This is a genomic window from Aeromonas sp. Lyrl_2 (assembly GCF_051948815.1).
Taxonomy (GTDB): domain Bacteria; phylum Pseudomonadota; class Gammaproteobacteria; order Enterobacterales; family Aeromonadaceae; genus Aeromonas; species Aeromonas veronii.
The window spans coordinates 25,628-48,913 of sequence record NZ_JAYJLJ010000027.1 but is presented as its reverse complement, the minus strand read 5'-3'; the positions used below and the strand labels follow the sequence as shown (position 1 = coordinate 48,913).

At 59.3% G+C, this 23,286-nt stretch carries 23 protein-coding genes; 10 read left to right on the top strand and 13 right to left on the bottom strand.

Translation table 11 applies throughout. The annotated features are described in order from the left end of the window. Nucleotides 1–245: 245 nt before the first annotated feature. The 3 genes from VF684_RS18750 to VF684_RS18740 form a co-directional block, all read right to left on the bottom strand. The gene (locus VF684_RS18750; RefSeq protein WP_139441953.1) at nucleotides 246–1,292 is read right to left on the bottom strand and encodes an NAD(P)H-dependent flavin oxidoreductase; all 1,047 of its coding nucleotides are present in this window, start codon (nucleotides 1,290–1,292) and stop codon (nucleotides 246–248) included. Continuing rightward, the gene (locus VF684_RS18745) at nucleotides 1,289–1,567 is read right to left on the bottom strand and encodes a helix-hairpin-helix domain-containing protein (protein ID WP_139441954.1); all 279 of its coding nucleotides are present in this window, start codon (nucleotides 1,565–1,567) and stop codon (nucleotides 1,289–1,291) included. The genes VF684_RS18750 and VF684_RS18745 overlap by 4 nt, the downstream gene beginning before the upstream one ends. Nucleotides 1,568–1,639: 72 nt before the next feature. After that, nucleotides 1,640–2,281, bottom strand: coding sequence for a ribonuclease T2 family protein (locus VF684_RS18740; RefSeq protein ID WP_139441955.1), 642 nt, complete (start codon nucleotides 2,279–2,281; stop codon nucleotides 1,640–1,642). A 203-nt stretch (nucleotides 2,282–2,484) separates the two neighbouring features. On the opposite strand from VF684_RS18740, the gene VF684_RS18735 reads away from it, so the two are divergent. After that, nucleotides 2,485–3,045: a gamma carbonic anhydrase family protein gene (locus VF684_RS18735; RefSeq protein WP_005343397.1), complete on the top strand. Its 561-nt coding sequence runs from the start codon at nucleotides 2,485–2,487 to the stop codon at nucleotides 3,043–3,045. Nucleotides 3,046–3,125: 80 nt separating this feature from the next. Here VF684_RS18735 and VF684_RS18730 read toward each other — a convergent pair whose 3' ends face one another. Continuing rightward, nucleotides 3,126–4,034: an SAM hydrolase/SAM-dependent halogenase family protein gene (locus tag VF684_RS18730; protein WP_376899724.1), complete on the bottom strand. Its 909-nt coding sequence runs from the start codon at nucleotides 4,032–4,034 to the stop codon at nucleotides 3,126–3,128. 198 nt (nucleotides 4,035–4,232) lie between these two features. Between VF684_RS18730 and VF684_RS18725 the strand changes: the two genes are divergently transcribed. The 3 genes from VF684_RS18725 (at nucleotide 4,233) to VF684_RS18715 (ending at nucleotide 7,668) form a co-directional block, all read left to right on the top strand. Then, nucleotides 4,233–4,697, top strand: a complete 465-nt coding sequence (locus tag VF684_RS18725; RefSeq protein WP_368173602.1) for a hypothetical protein — start codon at nucleotides 4,233–4,235, stop codon at nucleotides 4,695–4,697. Between the two features lie 126 nt (nucleotides 4,698–4,823). After that, nucleotides 4,824–6,323, top strand: coding sequence for a GGDEF domain-containing protein (locus VF684_RS18720; protein WP_376899722.1), 1,500 nt, complete (start codon nucleotides 4,824–4,826; stop codon nucleotides 6,321–6,323). A 97-nt stretch (nucleotides 6,324–6,420) separates the two neighbouring features. Next, nucleotides 6,421–7,668: a DEAD/DEAH box helicase gene (locus VF684_RS18715; protein ID WP_376899720.1), complete on the top strand. Its 1,248-nt coding sequence runs from the start codon at nucleotides 6,421–6,423 to the stop codon at nucleotides 7,666–7,668. An 83-nt stretch (nucleotides 7,669–7,751) separates the two neighbouring features. Here VF684_RS18715 and VF684_RS18710 read toward each other — a convergent pair whose 3' ends face one another. Beyond that, complete coding sequence (locus VF684_RS18710; RefSeq protein WP_376899718.1) at nucleotides 7,752–9,023, bottom strand: hypothetical protein; 1,272 nt, start codon at nucleotides 9,021–9,023, stop codon at nucleotides 7,752–7,754. Nucleotides 9,024–9,251: 228 nt separating this feature from the next. Beyond that, complete coding sequence (gene cphA / locus VF684_RS18705) at nucleotides 9,252–10,016, bottom strand: CphA family subclass B2 metallo-beta-lactamase (protein ID WP_376899716.1); 765 nt, start codon at nucleotides 10,014–10,016, stop codon at nucleotides 9,252–9,254. A gap of 461 nt (nucleotides 10,017–10,477) precedes the next feature. Between cphA and VF684_RS18700 the strand changes: the two genes are divergently transcribed. The 3 genes from VF684_RS18700 (at nucleotide 10,478) to VF684_RS18690 (ending at nucleotide 13,077) form a co-directional block, all read left to right on the top strand. Continuing rightward, nucleotides 10,478–11,191, top strand: coding sequence for a hypothetical protein (locus tag VF684_RS18700; protein ID WP_376899714.1), 714 nt, complete (start codon nucleotides 10,478–10,480; stop codon nucleotides 11,189–11,191). Nucleotides 11,192–11,601: 410 nt separating this feature from the next. Further along, nucleotides 11,602–12,504 (top strand): hypothetical protein, encoded by a 903-nt coding sequence (locus VF684_RS18695; protein ID WP_376899712.1) that lies wholly within the window; start codon nucleotides 11,602–11,604, stop codon nucleotides 12,502–12,504. A gap of 111 nt (nucleotides 12,505–12,615) precedes the next feature. Then, on the top strand, nucleotides 12,616–13,077 hold the full coding sequence (locus VF684_RS18690; protein WP_440174360.1) for a CesT family type III secretion system chaperone: 462 nt from the start codon (nucleotides 12,616–12,618) through the stop codon (nucleotides 13,075–13,077). Between the two features lie 96 nt (nucleotides 13,078–13,173). Here the strand turns inward: VF684_RS18690 and VF684_RS18685 are convergent, their stop codons facing one another. Further along, nucleotides 13,174–14,877 (bottom strand): amidase, encoded by a 1,704-nt coding sequence (locus VF684_RS18685; protein ID WP_376899708.1) that lies wholly within the window; start codon nucleotides 14,875–14,877, stop codon nucleotides 13,174–13,176. A 128-nt stretch (nucleotides 14,878–15,005) separates the two neighbouring features. Further along, a complete protein-coding gene (aguA, locus tag VF684_RS18680; protein ID WP_159157587.1) occupies nucleotides 15,006–16,103 on the bottom strand; it encodes an agmatine deiminase in 1,098 nt (365 codons plus the stop codon). 156 nt (nucleotides 16,104–16,259) lie between these two features. On the opposite strand from aguA, the gene VF684_RS18675 reads away from it, so the two are divergent. Beyond that, entirely contained in the window at nucleotides 16,260–17,213 is a 954-nt protein-coding gene (locus tag VF684_RS18675; protein ID WP_139441979.1) for a LysR family transcriptional regulator, read from the top strand. Nucleotides 17,214–17,686: 473 nt separating this feature from the next. Further along, entirely contained in the window at nucleotides 17,687–18,031 is a 345-nt protein-coding gene (locus VF684_RS18670) for an endonuclease domain-containing protein (RefSeq protein ID WP_139441978.1), read from the top strand. Between the two features lie 50 nt (nucleotides 18,032–18,081). Here the strand turns inward: VF684_RS18670 and VF684_RS18665 are convergent, their stop codons facing one another. Next, on the bottom strand, nucleotides 18,082–18,648 hold the full coding sequence (locus VF684_RS18665) for a TetR/AcrR family transcriptional regulator (RefSeq protein ID WP_005335495.1): 567 nt from the start codon (nucleotides 18,646–18,648) through the stop codon (nucleotides 18,082–18,084). 199 nt (nucleotides 18,649–18,847) lie between these two features. Here VF684_RS18665 and VF684_RS18660 point away from each other — a divergent pair, with 199 nt between their 5' ends. Further along, nucleotides 18,848–19,885 carry an alkene reductase gene (locus VF684_RS18660; RefSeq protein ID WP_162516188.1) on the top strand — a complete coding sequence of 346 codons (1,038 nt, stop codon included), beginning with the start codon at nucleotides 18,848–18,850 and terminating at the stop codon, nucleotides 19,883–19,885. A gap of 96 nt (nucleotides 19,886–19,981) precedes the next feature. Here the strand turns inward: VF684_RS18660 and rpoS are convergent, their stop codons facing one another. Genes rpoS through VF684_RS18640 form a run of 4 tightly spaced genes read right to left on the bottom strand, consistent with a single transcriptional unit; the run spans nucleotide 19,982 to nucleotide 23,286 of the window. After that, entirely contained in the window at nucleotides 19,982–20,965 is a 984-nt protein-coding gene (gene rpoS / locus VF684_RS18655; RefSeq protein WP_005335504.1) for an RNA polymerase sigma factor RpoS, read from the bottom strand. A gap of 45 nt (nucleotides 20,966–21,010) precedes the next feature. Continuing rightward, nucleotides 21,011–22,081 (bottom strand): LysM peptidoglycan-binding domain-containing protein, encoded by a 1,071-nt coding sequence (locus VF684_RS18650; protein ID WP_139441975.1) that lies wholly within the window; start codon nucleotides 22,079–22,081, stop codon nucleotides 21,011–21,013. A gap of 9 nt (nucleotides 22,082–22,090) precedes the next feature. Then, nucleotides 22,091–22,672 (bottom strand): YqaA family protein, encoded by a 582-nt coding sequence (locus VF684_RS18645; RefSeq protein ID WP_162516420.1) that lies wholly within the window; start codon nucleotides 22,670–22,672, stop codon nucleotides 22,091–22,093. Beyond that, nucleotides 22,669–23,286, bottom strand: a complete 618-nt coding sequence (locus VF684_RS18640) for a protein-L-isoaspartate(D-aspartate) O-methyltransferase (protein ID WP_033138377.1) — start codon at nucleotides 23,284–23,286, stop codon at nucleotides 22,669–22,671. Before VF684_RS18640 ends, VF684_RS18645 begins: the two co-directional genes overlap by 4 nt.

Sequence of the window (23,286 nt, the reverse complement as noted above, 5' to 3'; positions counted from 1 at the left end):
AGATCCAGCTCACATTGGCAAGGCTTTACCGCAATAAAATTGCAAAAAAGTGCAATTTATTAGTTATTCATATCAGCACACAGCCTTTATACAGACTTATCCACAGGAGTGGGTGAAATGCGGGGTTTTGTCTCCGGATAAGCGCCTCACAAGGGGACAGGCACTCATCCATCATCGCCGCACCGTCGCGTCCGACGCACTGCACCAACTGCCGCTTCTATATAAAGAGGCGTATATAGCACTGCTTACCCCAATCCAGCCTCTTTGACCCAGCACGCTATCAGCTCGCCAGCGGGAAGCTCCCGGCAGCCCGATACATCCTGCCCAGCCCAGAGCGGAGAGAAGCCACTGTCCCCCGCCTTCTCGGCGGCGACGCGCAGCGGTGCCAGTGCGCCACTGGCATAGGGGAAGTGAGGGGAAAAATCCGAGAGCGGGCCCAGCTCTTTCATGAGACGGTTGACGATCCCCCGCGCCGGACGGCCACTGAACAGATTGGTCAGTGCCGTCTGCTGGCCCTCTGGTGAATGGATGGCAGCGCGATGCAACGCCGAGGTGGTCGCTTCATGGCAGCAGAGAAAGGCGGTGCCCATCTGCACGGCGCTCGCCCCCATTGCCAACGCGTTGGCGATCCCCTTGCCATCGACGATACCGCCAGCGGCAATCACCGGCAGATCGGTCACCGCGAGGATCTGCGCCAGCAGGGTCAAGGTGCTCTGCTGCAAGGCGAGATCATCGGAGAGGAAATGACCGCGATGGCCGCCCGCCTCCAATCCCTGGGCGATGATGGCGTCGGCACCGTGCTGGGCAAGCCATACGGCCTCCGCCACCGTGGTGGCACTGGCAAATACCTTGGCCCCCGCAGCCTTCACCCGGGCAAGCAGCTCGGGGGCGGGCAAGCCGAAGTGGAAGCTGACCACAGCCGGTCTGAACTCGGCCAACATGGCGGCATGTTCCCCATTGAATGGGGCACGAGTTGGCGCTGTCGTAACGGCTGAGGGAAGTATGCCGAACTCGGCGTAGTAGGGAGCAAGGCGCTGCTGCCAACTGGCCAGAGCAACGGGATCAGGTTCACGTTGCCGATGGCAGAAGAAGTTGATGTTAAATGGCCCAAGGCCGCTTTGGGAAAGGCACTCCAATTCGCCGCGCAGCTCCGCTGGCGTGAGCATGGCGGCAGGCAAGGAGCCCAAGCCGCCCGCTCGGGTTACGGCCAGCGCCAGCTCGCAGCCCTGCACACCGGCCATCGGCGCCTGAATGATGGGATAACTCATCCCAAGTTCGCTAAAGAGACTCATTCATTCACCCCACTTGTCGTATCGGCGACCAGATGTGCACGGGCCAGTGCGATGGCACCGTCGATGGCACTGCGGGCCTTCGGGCTGTTCTGCCAGCAAGTCGAGCCCAGCATGCTGGCCACCAGCTGGACGATATGGGTGGTGTCGGCCTCGGCCAATCCGGTCAGGGTATGGTAGCCCAGCTGTTCGAGCCGCCCGATAACGGTCGGCCCCACCCCTTTCACCCCAAGCAGCATTGCCCGCTCTTGCGGGCCAAATCGGTTGTTGCCATCCATCTGTCAGACTCCTTTCCGATAGCTATGGTTACACATCAGGCCCGCAAGGGGCCCGATGAAGAGAGTGGAGGCTTAACGCACGCTGCGCAGCAGGAAGTCCGGCTGACCACAGGAGCGACGCTCACGCTTTTGCATCTCGGCGGAGCAGGTGACCGCATCTGTCCCCTCTTTATTGACGCAGATGTAGATCTCCCGCAGGAAGCGGCCACCATCGGCGCAAGCCACCGTGATGTTGTCGGGGGCTAGCCACTCGTTGGCGCTCGCCAAATCGGCCTTGAGCTGGAAACTGGTTTTGCGCAGCGGCTCTTCCGGGGATTGATAAGCCGCCGGGATCTTCACCTTCTGGCGCAAATCGCTCGCCAGCTGATGGAAGTCCTGCTGGCTCAAGCCGGAGCAGGTACCGTGCTTCTCCCACTCATGGCGATAGAGAAAACGGCTGGGGTAGAGGTCGGCAAACTCGCTCTCCATATCGGGATTGAGCCGTTCGCGGGTGCAGTTGCTGGGGTAACCGCGCTCGTACTGGGGCCAAAGACCATGCAGCACAAACCCCAGCTTGCGGGAACACTGGTCCCGATCCGCCGGTTTGACGGCACAATGCTCGGGCGACCAGGAGAGCGCCATGGCGTAATAGTCAAACTCCCCCGTCTCCCCTTTGGCCTGCACGGCCGAGGAGAGCAACAAACCACCCGCCAACAGGGCAATCATCTTCTTCATCTTTATATGTCCACCTTATGCGACTCGGGATGACAGCCATGCTCCCATATTCTGGCGGCGGGAAACAGCCATGCCGAGACGCCGCGCGACAAGGGTCAGACCAGTCAGGGGTTTCACCAGAGGGCGAGCAGGGGTAAGCTGACCGACCGGTAGGCTCCTCGTCCACCACCAGATAATCCCTCTTGGCAACCACAGGATGTAACATGATCCGCAAGAATCCCTCCGGCCATCTGCCTGTCATCGACGAATCCGCCTATATCGACAAGACCGCCATCATCTGCGGCAAGGTGATCATCAAAGAGAATGTCTTCGTCGGCCCCTATGCGGTGATCCGCGCCGACGAGGTGGATGCCAACGGCGAGATGGAACCCATCGTCATCGGCGCCAACTCCAATATTCAGGATGGCGTGGTGATCCACTCCAAATCCGGCGCCGCCGTCACTATCGGCGAGTACACCTCCATCGCCCACCGCTCCATCGTCCACGGGCCGTGCGAAGTGGGGAACAGGGTCTTTATAGGCTTCAACAGCGTGCTGTTCAACTGCCATATCGGCGATGGCGCCGTGGTGCGTCACAACTCGGTGATTGATGGCTGCGATCTGCCGCCGGAGTTCTACGTCCCCTCCACCACCCGCATCAACCAGCAGAGCGATCTGACCCATATCCCGCGGGTTTCGGTAGATGCCGCCGAGTTCTCCGAGGACGTGGCCCACACCAATATCGATCTGGTCAAAGGGTACAAGGCGCTCTCCAACGAGTTCTGATCCCTTTCTTTATTACCAGAGAACAAAACGGGCACCGAGGCGCCCGTTGCTGTTTCTATTTCTACTTATATATGTGCGGGTCAGGAGCACTTCTTCAGGCTGATATGCCAGTTGGCGCCGGATTGCACCTGATGCTTGGCGGCAAAGCTGTCCATGTTCAGCGCCACCGAGACCTGCAGCAGACTGTTGAGGTATACCAGCGGCTGACCTTCCGGTACGTCACCGAAGCTGCTGACGTAAGGGGCCTTGCCGTCATATTTGACCACATCTCCTTCGCGGATCTTGATGCAGGCGTTATCCCCCTTGTTGATCCCCGCCTTGGTCAGCAGGGCATCGTCGATATTGGTCCAGACGTTGCCGTACTGCACATCGAGGATCGGGATGGTGCCCTTGAGGGTGCCATCTTTCTCGGCTACTGCAGGCTGATAGGGGATCTTAACCACTTCGGCGGGCAGCAGCGGGCCCACCTGCTCGTAACTGATGGCGCCGGAGGCGAGCCGTGCGCCGGTATAGGCATACACATCGCGGCCATGGAAGGTGTAGGACTTCTCGGAGCCCTTGAGGCGGTTGAGTTTCTCGTCAATCTGGCGCACCGCCTCGATGCCGAAGTGCTCGGCCACCAGGGTCAAAGTGCCGTTGTCCGGAGTCACGATGTAGTGGCCGCTTCTGGTCTTGAGCACTACTGATTTGCGCTCGGTGCCGACACCGGGATCCACCACGCTGACAAACACGGTGCCCTTGGGCCAATACTGCAGGGTCTGGTAGAGGCGGTAGGAGGCTTCCCAGATGTTGTAAGCCGGGATCTCGTGGGTCAGGTCATAGAGCGGCAGGGTGCGATCCACCCCGAAGGCAACCCCCTTCATGGCCGACACGGCGCCATCTTTGAGGCCGAAATCGGTCTGGATCACCAGCGCTTCGTTGGCGGTGGCGATGCCGCTTGCCAGCATGAGGGCGAGCGCAATGGCGCGGGGAGCGGTACGAATATCCATATCTGAACTCCTGAATCATCTGAGGATAACGAAACGGCGACAGCCATTTAGACATCTAGACTGCCACCAATGGATTTTTTTGCAAGGGGTTTGCAACAAAGTGAGGGACGACTCGCAGAAATTGTGCTCGCCAAACGTCGATAGCGGGGGTATCAAAGGCAGAATGGGAAAACGTTTACAATACAGGAGCTCAGCACCATGACACAACCCGTACCGGAGATGATGACCCTGCTGCTGGAGATTGGTGAACAGAGCAGTCAGCTCTGGCTGAGCCAGCCAGATGCGGCCCCGTCACACTACCCGCTGGCCTTTGGCACCCACGCCATCCAGCCCGGACCGTTTCGCAATGCGCCACCCACCCCGCTCGAACTGGAGCGGGCCATCATGGTGGTGGAAGATGAGCTGATGCGCATCGCCCCGCAGATCCCGCCCGGCTTGCAGCTGACCCTGCGCAGCCAGCCATCGCTGGCCGAAGCGCTGGGGGACAACCAGCTCGACCGGGATCTGGTGGAACAAGCCTTTGGCCAGCTGGCCGCGATGGCGGAAGGGGATCCCCTCGCCGCCAGCTTGCTGCCACGCGACGAGCACTTTGCCGCCGTGCTGCTGATCGTCAGGGAGTGGCTGCACCATCTGGCCAGCGAGAACGTGCTGATCGTGGAGTAGGGATAAATAAGTGGTGAGGGCTTCAGCTTCTGGCAAGGTTTGTCGGTGGATCCTGTCGGGATTTCCTTCGCGTATACTTTGCCCGTATGGCGCCCGCGCCCCTATCGGTACTCTAACCAGACACCTATGACCTTATTTTCAGGTAACCCCCCAGCCTTGCGCTGGCCACCGGCGTTTGCTCGCCAGTTCATCGTCAAAGTGGCCGGATTGGCCCTGCTCGCCCTGACCGGGTTGGGCATTGTCTTCTACTACACCTATCTCACTATCCAGCACGACATGGATCTCATCACCGCCAGACAGAAGAACGTGTTCGAGGTCTTCTACCAGCGAGCCAAGATCCTCAAGGTGGAGAACATCACCAGCTATCTGGCACAACACCATTTGCTCGATCAGCCACCGCCCCCGAATAGCGTCGGCAGCGACTATCTCTACGGGTATGACCTCAAAAGCAAATACCGCTTTGCCGATATTCCGCTGCAATACCCGGCAGCCAATATCCTCAACACCTTCCGCTATGCCCTCTCCTATCCGGAGGTGATCAATATCTACACCATCTGGAATGACTACCGGCTGATCGGCATGGTGGCCGACAACAATGTGTTGCCCGCCAGACTGGCGCCGCTCAAGGTGGATCTGATGACACTGCCCGCCTGGTATCACTACTTCGGTTGCGCCAGCTTTGCCCCCGGCCGCCCCTTGTGCAGCGCCGATGAAGCCTTTGTCTCCGATATCGAGATCGACAGCTTCAGCATGCGCAACACCATAGTGATGTACTTCCCCTTCATCCATCAGTCGGGGCGCGGCGGTTACAAATACGGGCTGCTCGGTATCGATATCACCGTCGATGAAGCATTTAACGATGTGCTGCGACCCTTCGACACCATCAACCCGACCCGCACCAACATATCGTTTGAAGCCGCCGAGCCCTGCCGCCCCAGGCATCTCTGCCTGAGCAAACCCTTTATGCGCACCAAGGCGGGGGATGATCTCTATCTGAAGTGGTCCTACAGCTGGTTCGATTTCGTCAAGCTGGCCCTGCAAAGTGCGGCCTTCAAGGTCTATCTCATCGTGCTGTTGCTGGGCATGGTGGCCTGGAAGCAGATCTACCTGCGGCTGCGCACCCTGGCGCACACCGACCACTTGACCCGGCTGCCACGCAGGGATGTGCTCTGCCAGAGTCTGCTCCATGAGCACGACTACCTGATGATCCTCGATATCGACAACTTCAAGTCGATCAACGACACCTATGGCCATGGCATCGGGGATCTGGCACTGGTCGCCTTTGCCCGCCACCTCAGAAGCAATATCCGCAAGGTGGACAGCGCCATCCGTTGGGGCGGCGAGGAGTTTATCGTGCTGTTCAAGGGGATGGAGGATGACGAGATGATGATCCACTCCGCTGGTCGCCTGCTGGATCGGCCATTGGGGATCCCCGAGCTGCCCACCCCCATCACCTTCTCCGCCGGGGTGATCCGCATTCGAGACTACCTCACCGTCACCGAGGCGGTGCATCTGGCCGACGAGCTGCTCTACCACGTCAAACAGCACGGCAAGCACAACATTGCCTGCTACGAGGGCAAAAGGATCCGGCTGATCCGGCCGTTGCCGGACGACGCAGAGCCATAGCCGCCTTCTGCCGATCCCCCTGCTTCTGTTACCATCGCGGCCACGATCACTCATTGCATCGTGGCCGCAGGCCGCGATAACCCCGACTGGTGCCCCTATGTCCACAGCCTCCTTTGCCGAACTGGCCCTCTCCCCCTGCTTGCAGCAGACCCTGACCGAGCTCGGCTATGCCGCACCGACCCCCATTCAGGCTCGCGCCACCCCCGTCATTCTGGCGGGGCGCGATCTGATGGCGGGCGCCCAGACCGGCACCGGCAAAACCGCCGCCTTTGTGCTGCCGCTGCTGGAACAGCTGCTACAGCAGCCACAAGCAGAGCCCCGCCCGATCCGCGCGCTGGTGCTGGTGCCGACCCGTGAACTGGCGGTGCAGGTCGCCGAGAGTGTGGCGCGCTACGGCCAGGGGACAGGTCTCACCAGCACGCTGGTCTACGGCGGGGTGAGCATTGCGGCGCAGGTAGAGGCGCTTCAAGCCGGGGTGGATATCCTGATCGCCACCCCGGGCCGCCTGCTCGACCATCTGCGTCAGGGGGCATTGAGCCTTGATAGCCTCCGCCATCTGGTGTTTGACGAGGCGGACCGCATGCTCGACATGGGCTTTATGGACGAGATCAAGGCGCTGCTCAAACAGATCCCGGTGGATCGCCAGACCCTGCTCTTCTCCGCCACCTGCGACGACAACCTGTTTGCCCTCTGCAAGGTGCTGCTACGCGACCCCGAGCTGATTGAAGTGGCGCCTCGCAACACCACGGCGGCCGAGGTGGAGCAGCGGGTCTACACGGTGGACAGCGATCGCAAGCTGGCGCTGGTCGAACATATGCTGAAAGTGAAGGGCTGGGCCCCGGCGCTTATCTTCAGCCGCACCCGTCAGGGGGCGGACAAACTGGCCCAGCAGCTTGGCAAGGCGGGCATCAATGCGCTGGCCTTCCACGGCGATCTGTCGCAAAGCGCGCGTGAAAAAGTGCTGCTGGAGTTTCGCGCCGGTACCCTGCAGGCGCTGGTCGCCACCGACGTGGCGGCTCGCGGCCTCGATATCAGCGATCTCAACTATGTGATTAACCTCGAGTTCCCGTTTGTGGCGGAGGATTACGTCCACCGTATCGGTCGCACCGGCCGTGCCGGCAACAAGGGGCTCGCCATTACCCTGTTCAGCCCGGAAGATGCGCCCCTGCTGGAGAAGGTGGAAGCGGTACTCGACACCCGCCTGCCCCAGCAGTGGTTCCCGGGCTTTGAGCCGGATCTCACCCGCTTTGAGCCCGAGCCGCGCCGCAACAGCAAGGCGGCCCAGAAGCAGCGCGCCAGAAAGCAGGCCCTCGCTGGCAGCAAGGGTGGCAAGGGCAAGCGTTAAACCTCCCCTGCACCGCCAATAAAAAACGCCCGCACGGGCGTTTTTTGTTATCTGACAGGTGTCTGCTCTTGGCGAGTCACACCCTAGCGGGTCGCCAGCACCAGTGGCAGGGATCGCAAGATCTGCCGCTCCGCCAGGCTCGAGAGGATAAACATCACCATATAGCCAAGCCCCAGCGCCACGATAATAGCCACCACGTTGGCGGTGAACTCGGCCACCAGATAGTAGGCGGCGACCAGCGCCACTATGCCCGCCAGCCGGATCAACAAACTCCGGGTAAAGTGGCCGTGAGCCTTGATATAGGCGAGCTGATAGCCGTTGAGCATCATAAAGATGAAGAATATGGAGAAGTGGAACAGCACCGGCACCGCCCCCACGTAGTCGGCGGGAAAGAACAGCAACACCAGCGGCTTGCCCGCCAGCAGCATCAAGCCAAAGAAGATCAGGCTGACGATGGCGGAGAGGCGGAAGATCCAGCGCCGGATCAGCCTTATCTGGCGGTGATCGCCGTTGCGCAAATTGACCGCCAGCTCAGGCAGCACAAAGCGGTAGATGGGGAAGACAAACAAGGTGGTCATATAGGTAAAGATGGGGCGCACCACCACCTGAAAATCCCCCAGCTCGTCGATGCTGAAGTGGCGGATGGTGAGCAGCACTGTGATGTAGATCATCAGGATACTGGCCCCCGCCTCGAGGGATGCGGTAAAGCTCTTCTTCACATAGCTCACCATCTCGGGGCCGAGCGCCACCTTGGCGAGCGGCCTGGTGGCGATGGCCCGGCGGCGCGAAACATACATATAACCGGCGATGGCGAGCGACGAGAAAGTCAGCCCGTAGAAGAGCGAAGGGAGCGCATCCATCCCCAGTCCGAAATAGCAGGCCATAAACAGCAGGCCATTGGCCAGCGGCTCCAACCAGGTGACCCGGTTGGAGAGCGTATACATCCGGTACATGGCCACCAGATTGGTGAAGTAGACCTTGAGCCCCAGCCCGAAGATAACCCCCACCAGTTGCAGATACTCCACCCGGATATGGAGCCCGTGTTTGATATAGGGGATCACAGCCCCCCAGGTGAGCAGCACAATGCCGATGAGGAAGTAGCGGAAGATATTGATGATGTCCCGATCGTTCTTGGTCTGGGAGTAGCTCACCACCATGGAGGAGCGAAACCCTGTCATCAGGATAAAAGAGAGGGAGATCAAATCCACCACGCTATTAAACAGCGCCAGCTCCCCCTTGGCGACCCACTGCGCCAGCCACACCTTGAAGGCGAAGCCGATAACGATGCTGACCAGCGAGGCCCACATCCCGGTGATAAAGGCCTGCTTGAGGCGCGCGAGAGAGGCGTATTGCATAACGAAAATGGATAACTTTCAGGGAAAAGAGAGAAGGCCATCTTATGAAAGCCTCCCTCCCTTGAACAGCCTTAATCTCGCAGTGCCAACGCCCGCAATAAGTGGCCGCAGAAAAGCCGCAACAGCAAAACCCCCGCTTATTTCCTGAAAGCGGGCGTTTTGGGGTGTGCCGTTATGGCTGCTGATTGCAGCGATGGCTCGGCTTGCAGCCAGTCTGTCGCGCAACCCTTATGACTGCGGCGCCGCCTTGATCAGCTCCTCGTAGTGATCAATCAACTCGGGGCCGTGCAGCGGTGAGTCGTGACCGCCAATCACCGTCTTGATCGGCAACTTCATCGCCTTGAGCCGCTCGATGGTCTGCGGATAGGCCTTCACATTGGCAAAGCTCAGGTTGCCCAGCTTCTCCTTGAGGATGCAGTTGCCATAGAGCACCTGCTCGTCGGGGAAGTAGACAAAGATGCCGTCCGGCGTATGGGCCGGGCCCGCGTAGAAAGCGCGCACCTTGCCCTCTTGCAGGGTGAAGTCGCCATCGTGCACCACGTTGGGCAGCACCAGCGGCAGATCCGGATACTCCGGCAGCCCCTTGCGGGTAAAGGCGACAATCTCGGCCCAGTCGCTCTTCATCAGATCCCGGGTCTGGCGCGTCGCCACCACCTTGGCCCCGATGGACTTCCAGTAGGCGTTACCGCCCGCCCGATCGGTGTGGTAGTTGGTGTTGATCACCTCCAGCACCGGCTTGCTGCTGACCCGTTTGATCAGCTTGTGCAGCTCGCGCGCGGTATCCGGCGTCCAGGTCGCCCCCACCACCGTCACCCCCTTGGCCCCGAAATAGACCATGGAGTTTTCCTTTACGTAGTAGTTATCTTCAACAACATAGACAGGGCCGCTCACCTGCTTGAGCTCGATCCCCGCCGCCCGCACGCTGCCACCCCAGAAGCTCGCCATCAGCACCAGGGCCCCGGCCAATGTGCACTTCATCCAACCTTTCATCATCTTGCTCCTTCGAACCAACCGCCCCCTCACCACCCCTGTGGCAAGCCGGGCCTTTTAAGCAGTGGGCAGAAGATACGGGGGATTTGTGAGGGAAAAATGAGGTTGTGTGAAGTCTGGGTGAAGTCAGGTGGAATTCAGAAATATCAGGGGGAATCGGCAGCGAACCACGACAAAAATGGCGATTGGCAGTGCGGGAAGTGAAGAGAGGTAAAAGGCTCAAAACACACCATCACCGCCTTGCAGTAGGGGCGATTAGCGCAGCGTAATCGTCCGTTTACCGCGAACATGATGATGTAAAAACGTTCAAGCAACCTTGGATGCCAGCAACCTCTCGGCAACCTCCCTTTCGCGACCGTCCGAATACGCTTCGCTATTCGAACCTACGTCCCGAAGCAATAGATATCTCCCGAACATTCAGTTATATTTTTGAGCGGTCCAGGTTACTAGTTGAAGGTACGATAGTGTTCAATAAATATTTCTTATTTTTTGCATTACTCCTTCTTGCTTTATATCTTGCTTCCATGGTTGTTTACCCATTTTACATTAGCGGCCTAGACTGGAATTATGTACAGGGTGTGTGGAACACATGGCAAACTTTGAATGCGGCAATGATAGCCCTTTTGGCTAGTATTATTGCTCTTGCTGCCGCTATGTACTCAGAGCACCAGAAAAGGGAAAGAGAACTTTTAGCTGCAAAAGCTCTCCTGCCAGAAGCCTTAACTCAGTTAATCTATTTTTGTAAACACTCCGCGGGCCTTCTAAAGGATGCCTATATAAATAGGAATGAACCTAACAGCGATCGATATTTACTATATATAAATGGCGACTTCTATCAAATCCCAGAATGGGTGGGTTCAGCCTTTCAAGGTTGTATTGTTGCAGCAAATAAACCTGATGCCATATATATGGCTGATATTCTTGCTGAATTGCAAATCATTCGGGCTAGACTGGTAGATATTCATTATGATAGCAATAGAGAACAAGAATTGCTTGTTATGCCTGATGATATAATCGCTCATATTAGAAAACTTGGTTGTTTTGCCGCCAGGGTAACCGCATTATTTCCCTACGCTAGAGATGGAAAGCCTATCTTAAGAGAAGAAGTTAACAATGAGATGATTAATAAGGGCCTATCACAAATAGATGCTATTGAATCAGCATACACAATTGAGTAGAGCAAGAATTAAACAGAGCCATGATGCCAAATAATCTCTATTTAAAGCAAAGTTTCATTTTACTACTGCATCTACTTACGATTAAAAATTTGCATCCCTGATGACTAAAAGTAAAAATCATATAAAACCACCTGCATTTCGCAGGTGGTTTTTATTTTATCACCTAATTAGCACGGGATATTAATCCCAACACCACTCACCCCAACGGCGGCGTCCGCAGCGGCACCATTAGCTTGCTGCCGGTGGACTCAACGCCGAGGCAACACAGCAAACTGTTCCCCTCACACACAGCCAACACAGACCAGCCCCAAACTAAAATAGTGCAACCATGGCTAATAAACGCCGTTTTCACTGACGGGTATGATGCAGGCCAGATGTATCGCTTGTTAGTGAGATAAGGAACCAAGGTCATGGCTATTCATGGAGCTACCCCGGTGATGTTGAAGGCTATCGACAGCCTGCAGCTCGCCAACGTCAATCCCGGCAGCAATCAGAAGCTTGCCCTTCATCTGGGTGAAGGCAAGGAGTACACCATTCATATCGGCAAGAGTGGGGATGTCTCCGTACAACGGGACCTGGCCCATTTAAGCACGCTGGGCCGCATCAAAAATGCGGTGGTCGACTTCTTTAGCCGCGCCACCACCAAGGGGGAGAGTGCGCTCACCACCCGGGCCACTCAAATTCAGTCCGAAGTGCAGCGGCAGCTGACCGAACTTGGCCAAGCCAAGAAGATTGTGCAGCAAGCCTTTAACCAGCCCGTCAGCGAGTTCAAGAACGAGGCCCAATATCTGAAGCCGGGTAGCGACCCCAAGACAGCGACCATGGCCGATATCACAGATGCCAACAAGAAGCGCCTCGGTCTGGAGACGCTGAATAAGGACTCCCTGAGCTTTGTCCAGCAGCACTTCTCCAGCTTTATCAACGGTAAAGATGCCATCTTCAGCATGCTGAGCAGTCGGGTGATCGAGCGGACGATCGCCCTGCACGAGTCACTCTCGGGTGAGGCACTCAGTTCGGCGTTGAATACGCTGGGCCATGAATCGGAGGCGTTCAACGCCAAGGTCAATGCTGAGTTCAATCGCAGCTTCGTCCAGCTGTTTGAGCAAAGAGCCACCGCCGAACTGGACGCCCTGACCAAGGCAAACACCCGCGCCAACAAGACCTCACCGTTGGTCGAAGAGCACACTGGCTTATCGGACGGGGAGAACGTCGCCGCCAAGATGAAGAAAAGCGTGCGCTTTAACGACAATCCGGTGAGCGATGTCCGGATGTTCGAGCTGGAAGAGGGCCGAGCACTCAATATCAAGGTGTAACCCTTGCCATGAATATGGATGACGGCCCGGCCCGCTCGGTGGCGGGCCGTCTCTTTATGATCTTGCCCTGCCCCTTCGAAGACGACCGGGCAACCGGACTGGAGTGTTGTGTTGGATATCTATCAGAAAATCGTGGCCGAGCTGTCGGTCGAACCGCTGGCCTTCGATGAAAACGGCGTCTGCACGTTCGAGATCCAGCGAGCAGCAGGGGAAGCGAGCGCCCCCTTTGTGGTCAATATCGTGGCTCAACCCGACGAGATGGCACTGGTGCTCTCGGTGACCACGGCGAGCGATCTTCCCGAGCGCCTGTCTCGCGAATTGTTCCTGCGCTTTGGCGAGCATGCCCTCGCCCCCTTGCGCCATGGCTACGGGGTCGGCATCTATCCGGGCACCGAGCGGGTATCGTTTTTCTCCCGGATAGCGCTGGGGAGCTATCGTCCGCAGCAGATCAGGGAAAGACTCGCCGATCTGCTGGAGAAGGCCCACGAGTGGGAGGCCAGCTTGTCCCAGGATGAGCAGACCCCGCATGTGACAAAACGCGAAATGGGCGCGGGCCAGAACATCCGGGTGTGATGGCCAAAGCCAGAAAATGGACGAAAAAAGAGGGAGGCATGATGCCTCCCTCTCTCTTTGTGCCTGACCTAACAACAATCAGGCCAGTTGTGACGATCAAGCCAGCGGCGGCGTCCGTGGCGGCACCATACGCTTGCTGCCAGTGGACTCGAAGGCCGAGGCGAAGCGCAGCAGGTTGTTGTCGTCATAGGCGCGACCGGCAAAGGTCAGGCCCACCGGCATACCGATATCGGCCATCACCCCCATGGGGACGGTGACGGTCGGCACGCCGAGATGGCGAATGGCGAGGTTGCCGTTGGCAACCCAGATGCCATTGCTCCAGGCGATATCGGCGGAGGCCGGATTCACATCCGCATCAGCCGGGGCGACGTCGGCGACGGTGGGGAACAGCACGGCGTCGAGCTTGAGCCCGTCCATCCAGTCTTCCAGATCCAGCTTGCGGGTCTTTTCCAGACCACGCAGGCCGTCCGGCACTGTGGGGATCTCGTCCCAGGATTTCAGGCCACGCTTGGCCATATTGACGTACTCGTCCATGCCCGCCGCCAGATCGCCCTCGCGGTTCGGCAGGGTGCCCGGATCGTGGGGGAAGATCTTCGGCCCATCGACATCGGCCAGCTTGTTGAGCTTGGAATCGCCGTTGGCGCGCAGGAAATCGTCGAACGCCCAACCGGAGAGCTCCCACAGCTCGTCGTTGAGAAACTCCGAACTCACGATACCGCGATTGAACACAGTCGGCGCGCCGGGTCGGTCCCCTTCGCAGTTGGAGACCAGCGGGAAGTCCACTTCGATGACTTCGGCACCAGCGGCTTCCAGCGCCTTGCGCGCATCTTCCCAGAGGGCGATCACGGTCTCGCGGGTATGGATGCGCTGACCGGTCGGGCCGCCGATACCGGGGTTTTCGCTGGTGCCGGCCAGTTCATCCTTGTTGATAAACATGCGCGGCACGCCGAGGCGCTTGCCCTTGAGGGCATCGGGCTTGGCAGCCAGCTCCAGATAGGAAGCCGGACGCACTTCGGAGGCCTTGGGCAGTTGCACCCAGGGCTGCAGGCGCCACAGATCGCCACGGGTATCGGCATCGTCGGCGACCACTACGTCGAGCACTTCCAGCAGATCATTCATGGTGCGGGCATAAGGCACCACCACATCCATGGTCGGAGTCAGCGGCCAGTTACCGCGCACCGAAATCACGCCACGGGACGGGGTGTAGGCACACAGACCGTTGTTGGAAGCCGGGCCGCGGCCGCTCGACCAGGTTTCTTCCGCCAGACCGAAGGCAGAGAAGCTGGCGGCGGTGGCGGTACCGGCACCGTTGGAGGAGCCGGAGGCAAAGGGCGCAGTCAGGTAGTCGGCGTTGTAGGGGCTCTCGGCACGGCCATAGACGCCGCGCTGCATGCCGCCATTAGCCATCGGCGGCATATTGGTTTTGCCAAGGCAGATGGCACCGGCGGCGCGCAGGCGCTCAACGGTAAAGGCATCGCGCTGGGCCACCAGATCCTTGAAGGCCGGGCTGCCGGAGGCGGCGGTCAGCCCCTTGACCAGATAGCTATCTTTGGCGGTGTAGGGGATGCCGTCGAGCGGGCTCAGGGTCTCGCCACGGGCACGGCGGGCATCGGAAGCCTCGGCCTCTTTCAGTGCATCGGGATTGGCGACCACCACGGCGTTGAGTTTGGTGGCAGTCTCGGGGCCGTTATAGGCCTCGATCCGGGCGAGATAGGCCTTGACCAGTTCGACCGCGGTGGTGCGGCCTGATTCGAGCGCGGCACGCAGCTCGGCAATGGAAACCTCGGTCACTTCGATCATTTAGGATCTCCTGTAAAAGGGTGACTGTTTGTCATGATGATCGCCGCATCAGCGCCTGCGACCATCACACCATCAAGGGATAAAACCCCACGGCGTGGGGTTTTGAATTTCTACACTCTTCGACCAGCTTACTGACCTGAAGGGATCTGCTGGGTAATGCAGTGGATATTGCCACCGCCCAGCAGGATCTCGCGGGCCGGTACGCCGATCACGGTGTGCTCCGGGAAGATCTCTTCCAGAATGCGCTGGGCTTCGCCATCGGTGGCGGCATCCAGCAGCGGGTAGACGATGCGATCGTTGGTGATGAGGAAGTTCACATAGGAACCGGCCAGACGGCCTTCTGCCTCGCGCGGCACACCGCTGCCGCTCTCGACGCCGGCAGACTCCTCTTCAGTGCAGAACAGCGGGCCCGGCTGGGGCAGCTTCCACACTTTCAGCTTGCGACCCTTGGCATCGACCGCCGCTTCCAGCACCTTGAGGGCGGCCACGGAGCGGGCGTACTGGGGATCGTTCTGGTCGTCAGTCCAGTGCAGCGCCACTTCACCCGGACGCACGAAGCAGCACATGTTGTCGATGTGGCCGTCGGTTTCGTCCATGTAGACGCCTTCGTCCAGCCAGATAAAGCTGGTAACGCCCAGATAGTCGCGCAGGTAAGCCTCGATCTGCTCTTTGGTCAGGTGCGGGTTGCGGTTTTCGTTGAGCAGGCACTCGGCGGTGGTCAGGCAGGTGCCTTCGCCATCGACGTGGATCGAGCCCCCTTCCAGAATCAGCGGCGCATCGTAGCGAGCCATCTCGTGTTGGGTCAGCATCTGGGCTGCCACTTCCTCATCCTGATTCCACGGGTAGTAGAGACCGCCCTTGTGACCACCCCAGGCGTTGAAGCCCCAATCCACGCCACGGCACTCGCCGGCAGCGTTGGTAACGATGGTCGGGCCGGTATCGCGGGCCCAGCAGTCATCGCTGTCCATTTCGACCAGAGTGACGTGGGCGGGCATGATGGCACGGGCCTGCTCCATAAACTGGGCCGGTACACCCATAAAGACCGGGGTGGCGCCACCGATGGCATCGGCCACCTTGGCGAAGGTCTCTTGCGCGAAGCGACCGGCTACGCGCCAGTTGTCCGGGCGAAACGGCCAGATCATCCAGACGGCCTGCTGGTGCGCCCACTCGGCGGGCATGGTGAAGCCGTCGGCGGCCGGCGTGGAGTTAATGGTCTTGATGCTCATCGCAAGGCTCCTTGCATGGATTGAGGCCCCCGTTTACGCCAGATGCGGCGCGGGAACCTTGGAAAAATAACAGTGAGTCGCAGATTAAGACGTTGCGCCCCCATCCATCAAATGAATAGGATGGATTGTCCCATAAACACGGCGAATAATCCCCCCATGAAACTACACCAGCTCGACCTCAATCTGCTGCTCGCTTTTGACGCCCTGATGACGCAGGGCAGCGTCACCCGCGCCGCCGAGGCGCTCTTTATCAGCCAGCCCGCCATGAGCCACTCCCTTAACCGGCTGCGCACCTTTCTCGGCGACCCGCTTCTGGTGCGCACCCCGCAGGGGATGCTGCCGACCCCGCGCGCCCAACGGCTGCATCTCGGGGTGCAGCAGGCGCTGCGGCTGCTGGAGCAGCAGCTCACCGAAGAAGAGGAGTTCGAGCCAAGCCAGTCGAAGCGACGCTTCGTGCTCTGCACCACAGATTACGTGGAGTGTGTGCTGATCCCGCCGCTTATTCAGCGGCTCAGACGGCTGGCGCCCGGGGTCACCATCGAGATCCGCATCCTGCGCGACACCCTGCCAGAGGCCGAACTGGCAAGCGGCGAGATCGATCTGGTGCTGGGCTTTGACGAGTACATGCAGGTGCCGGGGTATCTGGGCAAGGAGACCTGGCTCACCGAGCCGCTGGCCGGCCTGGTGCGCGCCGATCTGCCCATTGCCAAATCGGCCCCCGCCGGCGCCGAGGATGACCCCTCCCAATGGATGGAGCGCATCACCTTGCAGCAGCTCATCGCCATGCCCCACGTGTTCCACTCGCCCCTTGGCACCTCGGAGGCGAGCCTCGACCGCTATCTGAAGAGTCAGGGCTTTAGCCGCACCATCTCGGTCAACAGCCAGAGCTATATGTCCGCCGCCGCCATCGTCAGCCAGAGCGATCACCTGCTGGTGCTACCCAGCATGGTAGCCGAGCTGCTCGCCACCCACTGGCCGCTGAAAAGCCTGCCGCTGCCCGAAGATGTGCCCGACTACCACCTCAACTGCGTCTGGCACCCCGTGCACGCGCAGCAACCGGCGCTGGTATGGCTGAAAGATTTGATGCAGGAACTGGTGGGGCCGAGGTAGGGCCGCAGCGTCTGGCATACCCCATCGGCGCATACGCAACAACCGGCACAGGTGTGGCTCAAGGATTTGATGAAGGAGCTTGTTGGCCGACCATGATGCCCAAACCGAACCTCGATCAATTCCCTCTCCCTCTGGGAGAGGGTTAGGGTGAGGGCGGCTCCCTCCCCCCTCATCCCCAGCCCTTCTCCCGCAAGGGGAGAAGGGAGCCGTTACGCTGCAACTTGCAGCATCGTAGACAGCCAGGCGATTCCCCATATATTCAAAAAGTTACCGTCATCTTCCTATTACTCAATCCAGCTTCCCCTGCTCGAATCCGGCAATGAACACAGTGATGATCAGCCCAATCCCAACCACAACTCGATCTGTTCCCTCTCCCATTGGGAGAGGGCTAGGGTGAGGGGACGCAATACCCAACCAGTAAACAGATGGGAAGCTGGCTATATCTATAAGGCGATACAGAGTGGGAGCAATTAATGGAGAGCAACCGTGGTGCCAAGAGACTGAGACGAGATGCCACACAGGCAGAGCAGAAACTGTGGCAACAGTTGCGCAATCGCCGTCTGGCGGGGCTGAAATTTCGCCGCCAAATGCCCATCGGCCCCTATGTGGTGGACTTCATCTGCCTTGAACAGGGATTGGTCATCGAAGTGGATGGTTCGCAACATGGAACACTAGCGAACCAGATGCATGATGAGGCTCGGACAGCTTATCTCAACCAGCAGGGATTTCGGGTGATACGAGTGTGGAATAACGATGTACTGGGCAGGCTCAACTCCGTGCTGAATTTTATCCTGCTCTCATTACGCCAATCTGGTTGACCCCTTCCCCCTCAATTCAAAAAGCAAAGAAGGAGAAGGGGAAACCGAACTTACGCCCGCAGGGCCCGCATCAGCTGGGCGACTACGTCGTCGAGCAGAGGGCGATCGGGGCGGCACTGGGCGAAGGTGACCAGACCTTGCAGGTTGATCAGCAGCAGGGCGGTGAGGGTGTGGATATTGCTATCCGGGGCCAGTTCACCCTTGGCCTGCGCCTGTGTCAGCAACTCGGCCAGATCCTGCTCCAGCTCGCCATAGATCCCCTTGACCCGCTGGGTCAGCTCCTCATCCTGCTCGCTCAGCTCCATCATGGTGCGGGTCACCAGACAGGAGCCGCAGAGCGCCTCCCCCACAATCCGGTCGAGATAGGCCGCAAGGCCCGCCAGCGGGCTCGGGTTGTCGAGCAGGGAGCGGCGCAGGGTGCGTTTGCCCTCGACATAGTGATCCACCGCCGCCAGCAGCAGGCCGCGCTTGTTGCCAAAGGCGCCGTAAATGCTGCCCGGGTGCAGGCCGGTGGCGGCCACCAGCTCCTGCATGGTGGTCTTGGCATATCCCTTGGCGCGAAACGCTTCCATGGCATTTCGCAGTACCTCGTCCCGATCAAACTCGGCTATGCGCATGGCTCCTCCCGTGGGAAATGGTTCACCGGCAAGGGGCAACAGGGCCCGCCGATAAAGAGTGGCTGGAAAGGGTGGCAAGTTTACCCCAGCCGCCCGCTCGGGCCAACCTTCTTGAACGCGCATTCAAAAAAAGCTTGCGCCCGACGCAAAAAACGTCTTGAATGCACGTTCAAGAATAACCCGTTCAGGACAACCTATCATGAATACCCTGTTTCAGCCGTATCGACTCAATGACACTCTGACCCTGGCCAACCGTTTCATGATGGCCCCGCTCACCCGCTGCATGGCAGGCCCAGGTCTGGTGCCGACCGAGCAGATGGCTGCCTATTACGGCCGCCGCGCCGACATCGGCCTGATTGTTTCAGAGGCCGTCATCATCCGCCCCGATGCTCAGGGCTACCCCAATACCCCGGGTCTCTTCACCCAGGCGCAGATCGATGGCTGGAAGAGAGTGACCAGCGCCGTACATGCCAAAGGCGGCAAGATCTTCGCCCAGCTGTGGCACGTCGGTCGCCTCTCCCACCCCTTCTTCCATCAGGCTGAAGTGCTGGCCCCCTCTGCCGTGGCGCACGAAGGCACAGTGCCCCGCATGCGCGAGCTGACCTATCAGGTGCCGCGTGCCCTGACCGAGGCCGAAATCGCCCAGCTGGTGCAGGATTACGCCCAGGCCGCTGCCAACGCCATCGAGGCGGGCTTTGACGGGGTGGAGATCCACGGTGCCAACGGCTACCTGATCGACCAGTTCCTGCACCACTCCACCAACCTGCGCAGCGACAACTACGGTGGCAGCCCGGAAAATATGAGCCGCTTCGCGCTGGAAGTGGTCGATGCCATCAGCGCCCGTATCGGTGGTGATCGGGTAGGTATTCGCCTCTCCCCGGGTGCCTATGTCCATCTGGCGGGCAGCCCGGAAGATCGCGCCGTGTTCGACTATCTGCTGGGCAAGCTGAACGATCGCCCGCTGGCCTATATCCACCTCGGCATCTTCGATGACAACCTCACTTTCGATTATCTGGGTGGCCGCGCCTCCGACTATCTGCGCGCCCACTACAAAGGCAATCTGGTCGGCGTGGGCAACTACGACGCCGAGCGCGCCGCTGCGGCCATCGAGGCCAACCGCTTCGACCTGGTGGCCATCGGTCGTCCGCTTATCGCCAACCCGGACTATCTGTCCAAGGTGAAGAAGGGTGAAGCGCTGGTGCCCTACGCCGACACCATGCTGGCCGAGCTGGTATAACAGCCCGCTATCGCCAGACAACAGGCAATAAAAAACGAGGGGAGCTGTTGCTCCCCTCGTGCTATCTGGCTGATGCCGTATTGCGTTGGTGCGGACTTAATTGGTACGAAATAGCGCCTCGATGGAGAGCCCCTGACTCAGCAGGATCTCCCGCAGACGGCGCAGCCCCTCCACCTGGATCTGGCGTACCCGCTCGCGGGTCAGGCCAATCTCGGCCCCCACATCCTCGAGGGTGGCCGGCTCGTACCCCAGCAGACCGAACCGGCGTGCCAGCACTTCCCGCTGTTTGGGGTTAAGCTCCTCCAGCCAGTGGACAATGCTGCTGCGCATATCATCTTCCTGTGACTCCAGCTCAGGCCCCATGCCGCGCTCGTCGGAGAGCACATCCAGCAGCGCCTTGTCGCGATCGCCGCCGATGGGGGTGTCCACCGAGGTGATCTTCTCGTTGAGCTTGAGCATGCGGTTCACATCATCCACCGAACGATCCAGCGCGAAGGCGATATCCTCGGCGGTCGGTTCATGATCGAGACGGTGAGAGAGTTCGCGCGCGGTGCGCAGGTAAACGTTTAACTCCTTGACCACATGAATGGGCAGACGGATGGTGCGGGTCTGGTTCATGATGGCCCGCTCGATGGTCTGACGGATCCACCAGGTGGCATAGGTGGAGAAACGGAAGCCGCGCTCGGGGTCAAACTTCTCGACCGCACGGATAAGGCCGAGGTTGCCCTCTTCGATGAGATCCAGCAGCACCAGGCCGCGGTTGTTGTAACGACGGGCGATTTTGACCACCAGTCGCAGGTTGGACTCGATCATGCGCTTGCGGGCGGCTTTGTCACCTCGCAAGGCACGACGGGCGTAGTAGACTTCCTCTTCGGCAGTGAGCAGCGGGGAGAAACCTATCTCCCCCAGATAGAGTTGCGTGGCATCCATCACCTTGTTCAGCTCAGGTGCCAGCAACTCATCGGAGATAGTCTCGTCCGCCTCGGCGGCTACCTCCTGCAACTCTTCTACCTCGTGAGATTCGGGTTCAGCGTCAAACTCTAACTCTGCATCCTGCATTACCAGTTGTTCTTGGCTCATGGTGTGTCTCCCTGACGTTACCAGAGTAAGACGGTCTCTCTGGGGTTAACGCTTTGGCAAATAGCTCATCGGATTGATCGACTTGCCTCTGTACCGGATCTCGAAATGCAATCGCACATCCGGCGCGTCCGTGCTACCCATGTTGGCAATGACCGAGCCCCCCTTGACGCTGTCCCCTTCCTTCACCCGCAACTCGTCGTTGTGTGCGTAAGCGGAGAGATAGTCATCATCATGCTTGAGGATAATCAGCTTGCCGTACCCCCTTAAAGCACTGCCAGCGTATACCACTTTACCGCTGCTGGCGGCGTAGACGGGTTGCCCCTTCTGGCCGGCTATGTCGATCCCCTTGTTACCCTGTTCTGCAACAGAGAACCCCTCGACAATCCGGCCTTTTGCGGGCCAGTGCCAAGCAAGTCTCGACTGGGAGTTGTTTGTTTTTTGTTCTTTGGACTGAGCGTATTCCTTCGGTGCTGCCGGAGCAACGGATTTCTGAGAGATGAATGGCGTGGTCTGACCAGATCCACTCGGCTCGGCCAACGGACGCGGACCGCTGCTCGGACGGCTCACGGCCACCGGTGTCACGGTTGCCGGACGAGTCGCAGCTACCATCTGGGTCGAACCGCCGCCTGCGGTCTGGACATTGAGCACCTGACCCGGTTGCAGCGCATAGGGGGCGCTCAGGTTGTTGCTCTGGGCCAGCGCCTGCGGTGTCATGCCGAACTGGCGGCCGATGCTGCTCAGGGTATCGCCGCGGCGCACCTCATAGGTACCGGTGCTACGACTGCTGCCCACGCTGGCGCTGGAACCATCGAGTCGCAGTCGCTGCCCCGGATAGATGTTGTAGGGCGGGCTGATGTTGTTGAGGCTGGCCAACGAGGGTACGTCGTTGCCGGAGTTGAAGGCGATGGAGTAGAGGGTATCGCCCCGCTTCACCACATAGCTGCCGCCCTGAATGGGGGCGCTGACCTGGGCACCGCTTTGGCGAGCCGGAATGGTCGAGACAAACTGCCCCTCATCAACACCATCTACCGGAGCTGCATTTTTACTGGAGGAGCAGGCAAGCAGCAGCCATGACAACACCACGACACTGCTTCCTTGCCAAATACGCGAACGCATAATGGATCCTTAACGACTAAACCAGAAATAGGCCACCACGGCCAGACCAATACAGAGCCAACCGAGCACATCTACGTAGTGCATCAGTTTGCGTTCCATCTTCTCGCCACCCCAGCGCATCAGGCCTGCAACCAGGAAAAAGCGCATGCCACGACCGATGAGGGAGGTGATGATGAAGGGCAGCAGAGCCATTTGCAACAACCCTGCCGTCACGGTAAACACCTTGTAGGGGATAGGGGTGAAGCTGGCAATGAAAATGACCCAGATCCCCCACTGCTCAAACCAGTGGCGAGCGATTTCGATCTTGTCCTGATAACCCACAGACTCCACCAGTGGCAGCACGACCGGATCCCACAGCGCATAGCCAAGGGCATAGCCAAACAGGGCGCCCAGCACAGAGAAGACGGTAGCCAGTGTGGCGTAGTGCCATGCCTTGTGGGGCTTGGCGAGCGCCATCGGCGCCAGCATCACATCCACCGGGATCGGCCAGAATACCGACTCGATGAAAGCGGTGATGGAGAGATACCAGGGGGCATGCTTGTGGCGAGCCCACTGCATCACCAGTACGTACAAACGGGAAAACAACTTCACTCAACATCTCCGTCAATCAGGGGAACAAAACGTACCGGCTCCAGAATACGGCTGGTCAGCTGGGATCCGGATCGTTCGATCAGTTGCAGGGTTTGCTGGCTGTCACCCACGGGCAACACCAGTCGGCCCCCTTCGGCCAGCTGATCGGTGAGCGCCGTCGGGATCTCGCTCGCCGCGGCCGTCACCAGAATGGCGTCATAAGGCCCCTTGTTGGGCCACCCCAGCCAGCCGTTGCCGTGCTTGGCCGAGACATTGTGCAGATCGAGCTGGCGCAGTCGGCGTCGGGCCTGGAACTGCAGCGACTTGATCCGCTCCACGGTATACACATGCTCCACCAGATGGGCGAGGATCGCCGTCTGGTAACCGGAGCCAGTGCCAATCTCCAGCACGTGGGCCGGATCATTTTGCATCAGCAGCTCGGTCATTCGCGCCACCATATAGGGCTGCGAAATGGTCTGGCCATGGCCAATGGGCAAGGCGGTGTTGTCCCACGCCTTGTGCGCCATGGCCTCGTCCACGAACAGCTGGCGCGGCACTTTCGCGATGGTCGCCAGCACGCGAAAATCGCGAATATCCTGCGCAATGAGCTGATTTAACAGGCGCTGTACTATCAC

Coding starts and splice junctions, on each gene's coding strand:
- VF684_RS18675 (WP_139441979.1), top strand. CDS start 16,260: ATGAAACTACACCAGCTCGACCTCAATCTGCTGCTCGCTTTTGACGCC.
- aguA (WP_159157587.1), bottom strand. CDS start 16,103: ATGAGCATCAAGACCATTAACTCCACGCCGGCCGCCGACGGCTTCACC.
- VF684_RS18670 (WP_139441978.1), top strand. CDS start 17,687: ATGGAGAGCAACCGTGGTGCCAAGAGACTGAGACGAGATGCCACACAG.
- VF684_RS18685 (WP_376899708.1), bottom strand. CDS start 14,877: ATGATCGAAGTGACCGAGGTTTCCATTGCCGAGCTGCGTGCCGCGCTC.
- VF684_RS18665 (WP_005335495.1), bottom strand. CDS start 18,648: ATGCGCATAGCCGAGTTTGATCGGGACGAGGTACTGCGAAATGCCATG.
- VF684_RS18720 (WP_376899722.1), top strand. CDS start 4,824: ATGACCTTATTTTCAGGTAACCCCCCAGCCTTGCGCTGGCCACCGGCG.
- VF684_RS18660 (WP_162516188.1), top strand. CDS start 18,848: ATGAATACCCTGTTTCAGCCGTATCGACTCAATGACACTCTGACCCTG.
- VF684_RS18725 (WP_368173602.1), top strand. CDS start 4,233: ATGACACAACCCGTACCGGAGATGATGACCCTGCTGCTGGAGATTGGT.
- VF684_RS18745 (WP_139441954.1), bottom strand. CDS start 1,567: ATGGATGGCAACAACCGATTTGGCCCGCAAGAGCGGGCAATGCTGCTT.
- cphA (WP_376899716.1), bottom strand. CDS start 10,016: ATGATGAAAGGTTGGATGAAGTGCACATTGGCCGGGGCCCTGGTGCTG.
- VF684_RS18715 (WP_376899720.1), top strand. CDS start 6,421: ATGTCCACAGCCTCCTTTGCCGAACTGGCCCTCTCCCCCTGCTTGCAG.
- VF684_RS18695 (WP_376899712.1), top strand. CDS start 11,602: ATGGCTATTCATGGAGCTACCCCGGTGATGTTGAAGGCTATCGACAGC.
- VF684_RS18735 (WP_005343397.1), top strand. CDS start 2,485: ATGATCCGCAAGAATCCCTCCGGCCATCTGCCTGTCATCGACGAATCC.
- rpoS (WP_005335504.1), bottom strand. CDS start 20,965: ATGAGCCAAGAACAACTGGTAATGCAGGATGCAGAGTTAGAGTTTGAC.
- VF684_RS18650 (WP_139441975.1), bottom strand. CDS start 22,081: ATGCGTTCGCGTATTTGGCAAGGAAGCAGTGTCGTGGTGTTGTCATGG.
- VF684_RS18740 (WP_139441955.1), bottom strand. CDS start 2,281: ATGAAGAAGATGATTGCCCTGTTGGCGGGTGGTTTGTTGCTCTCCTCG.
- VF684_RS18710 (WP_376899718.1), bottom strand. CDS start 9,023: ATGCAATACGCCTCTCTCGCGCGCCTCAAGCAGGCCTTTATCACCGGG.
- VF684_RS18730 (WP_376899724.1), bottom strand. CDS start 4,034: ATGGATATTCGTACCGCTCCCCGCGCCATTGCGCTCGCCCTCATGCTG.
- VF684_RS18750 (WP_139441953.1), bottom strand. CDS start 1,292: ATGAGTCTCTTTAGCGAACTTGGGATGAGTTATCCCATCATTCAGGCG.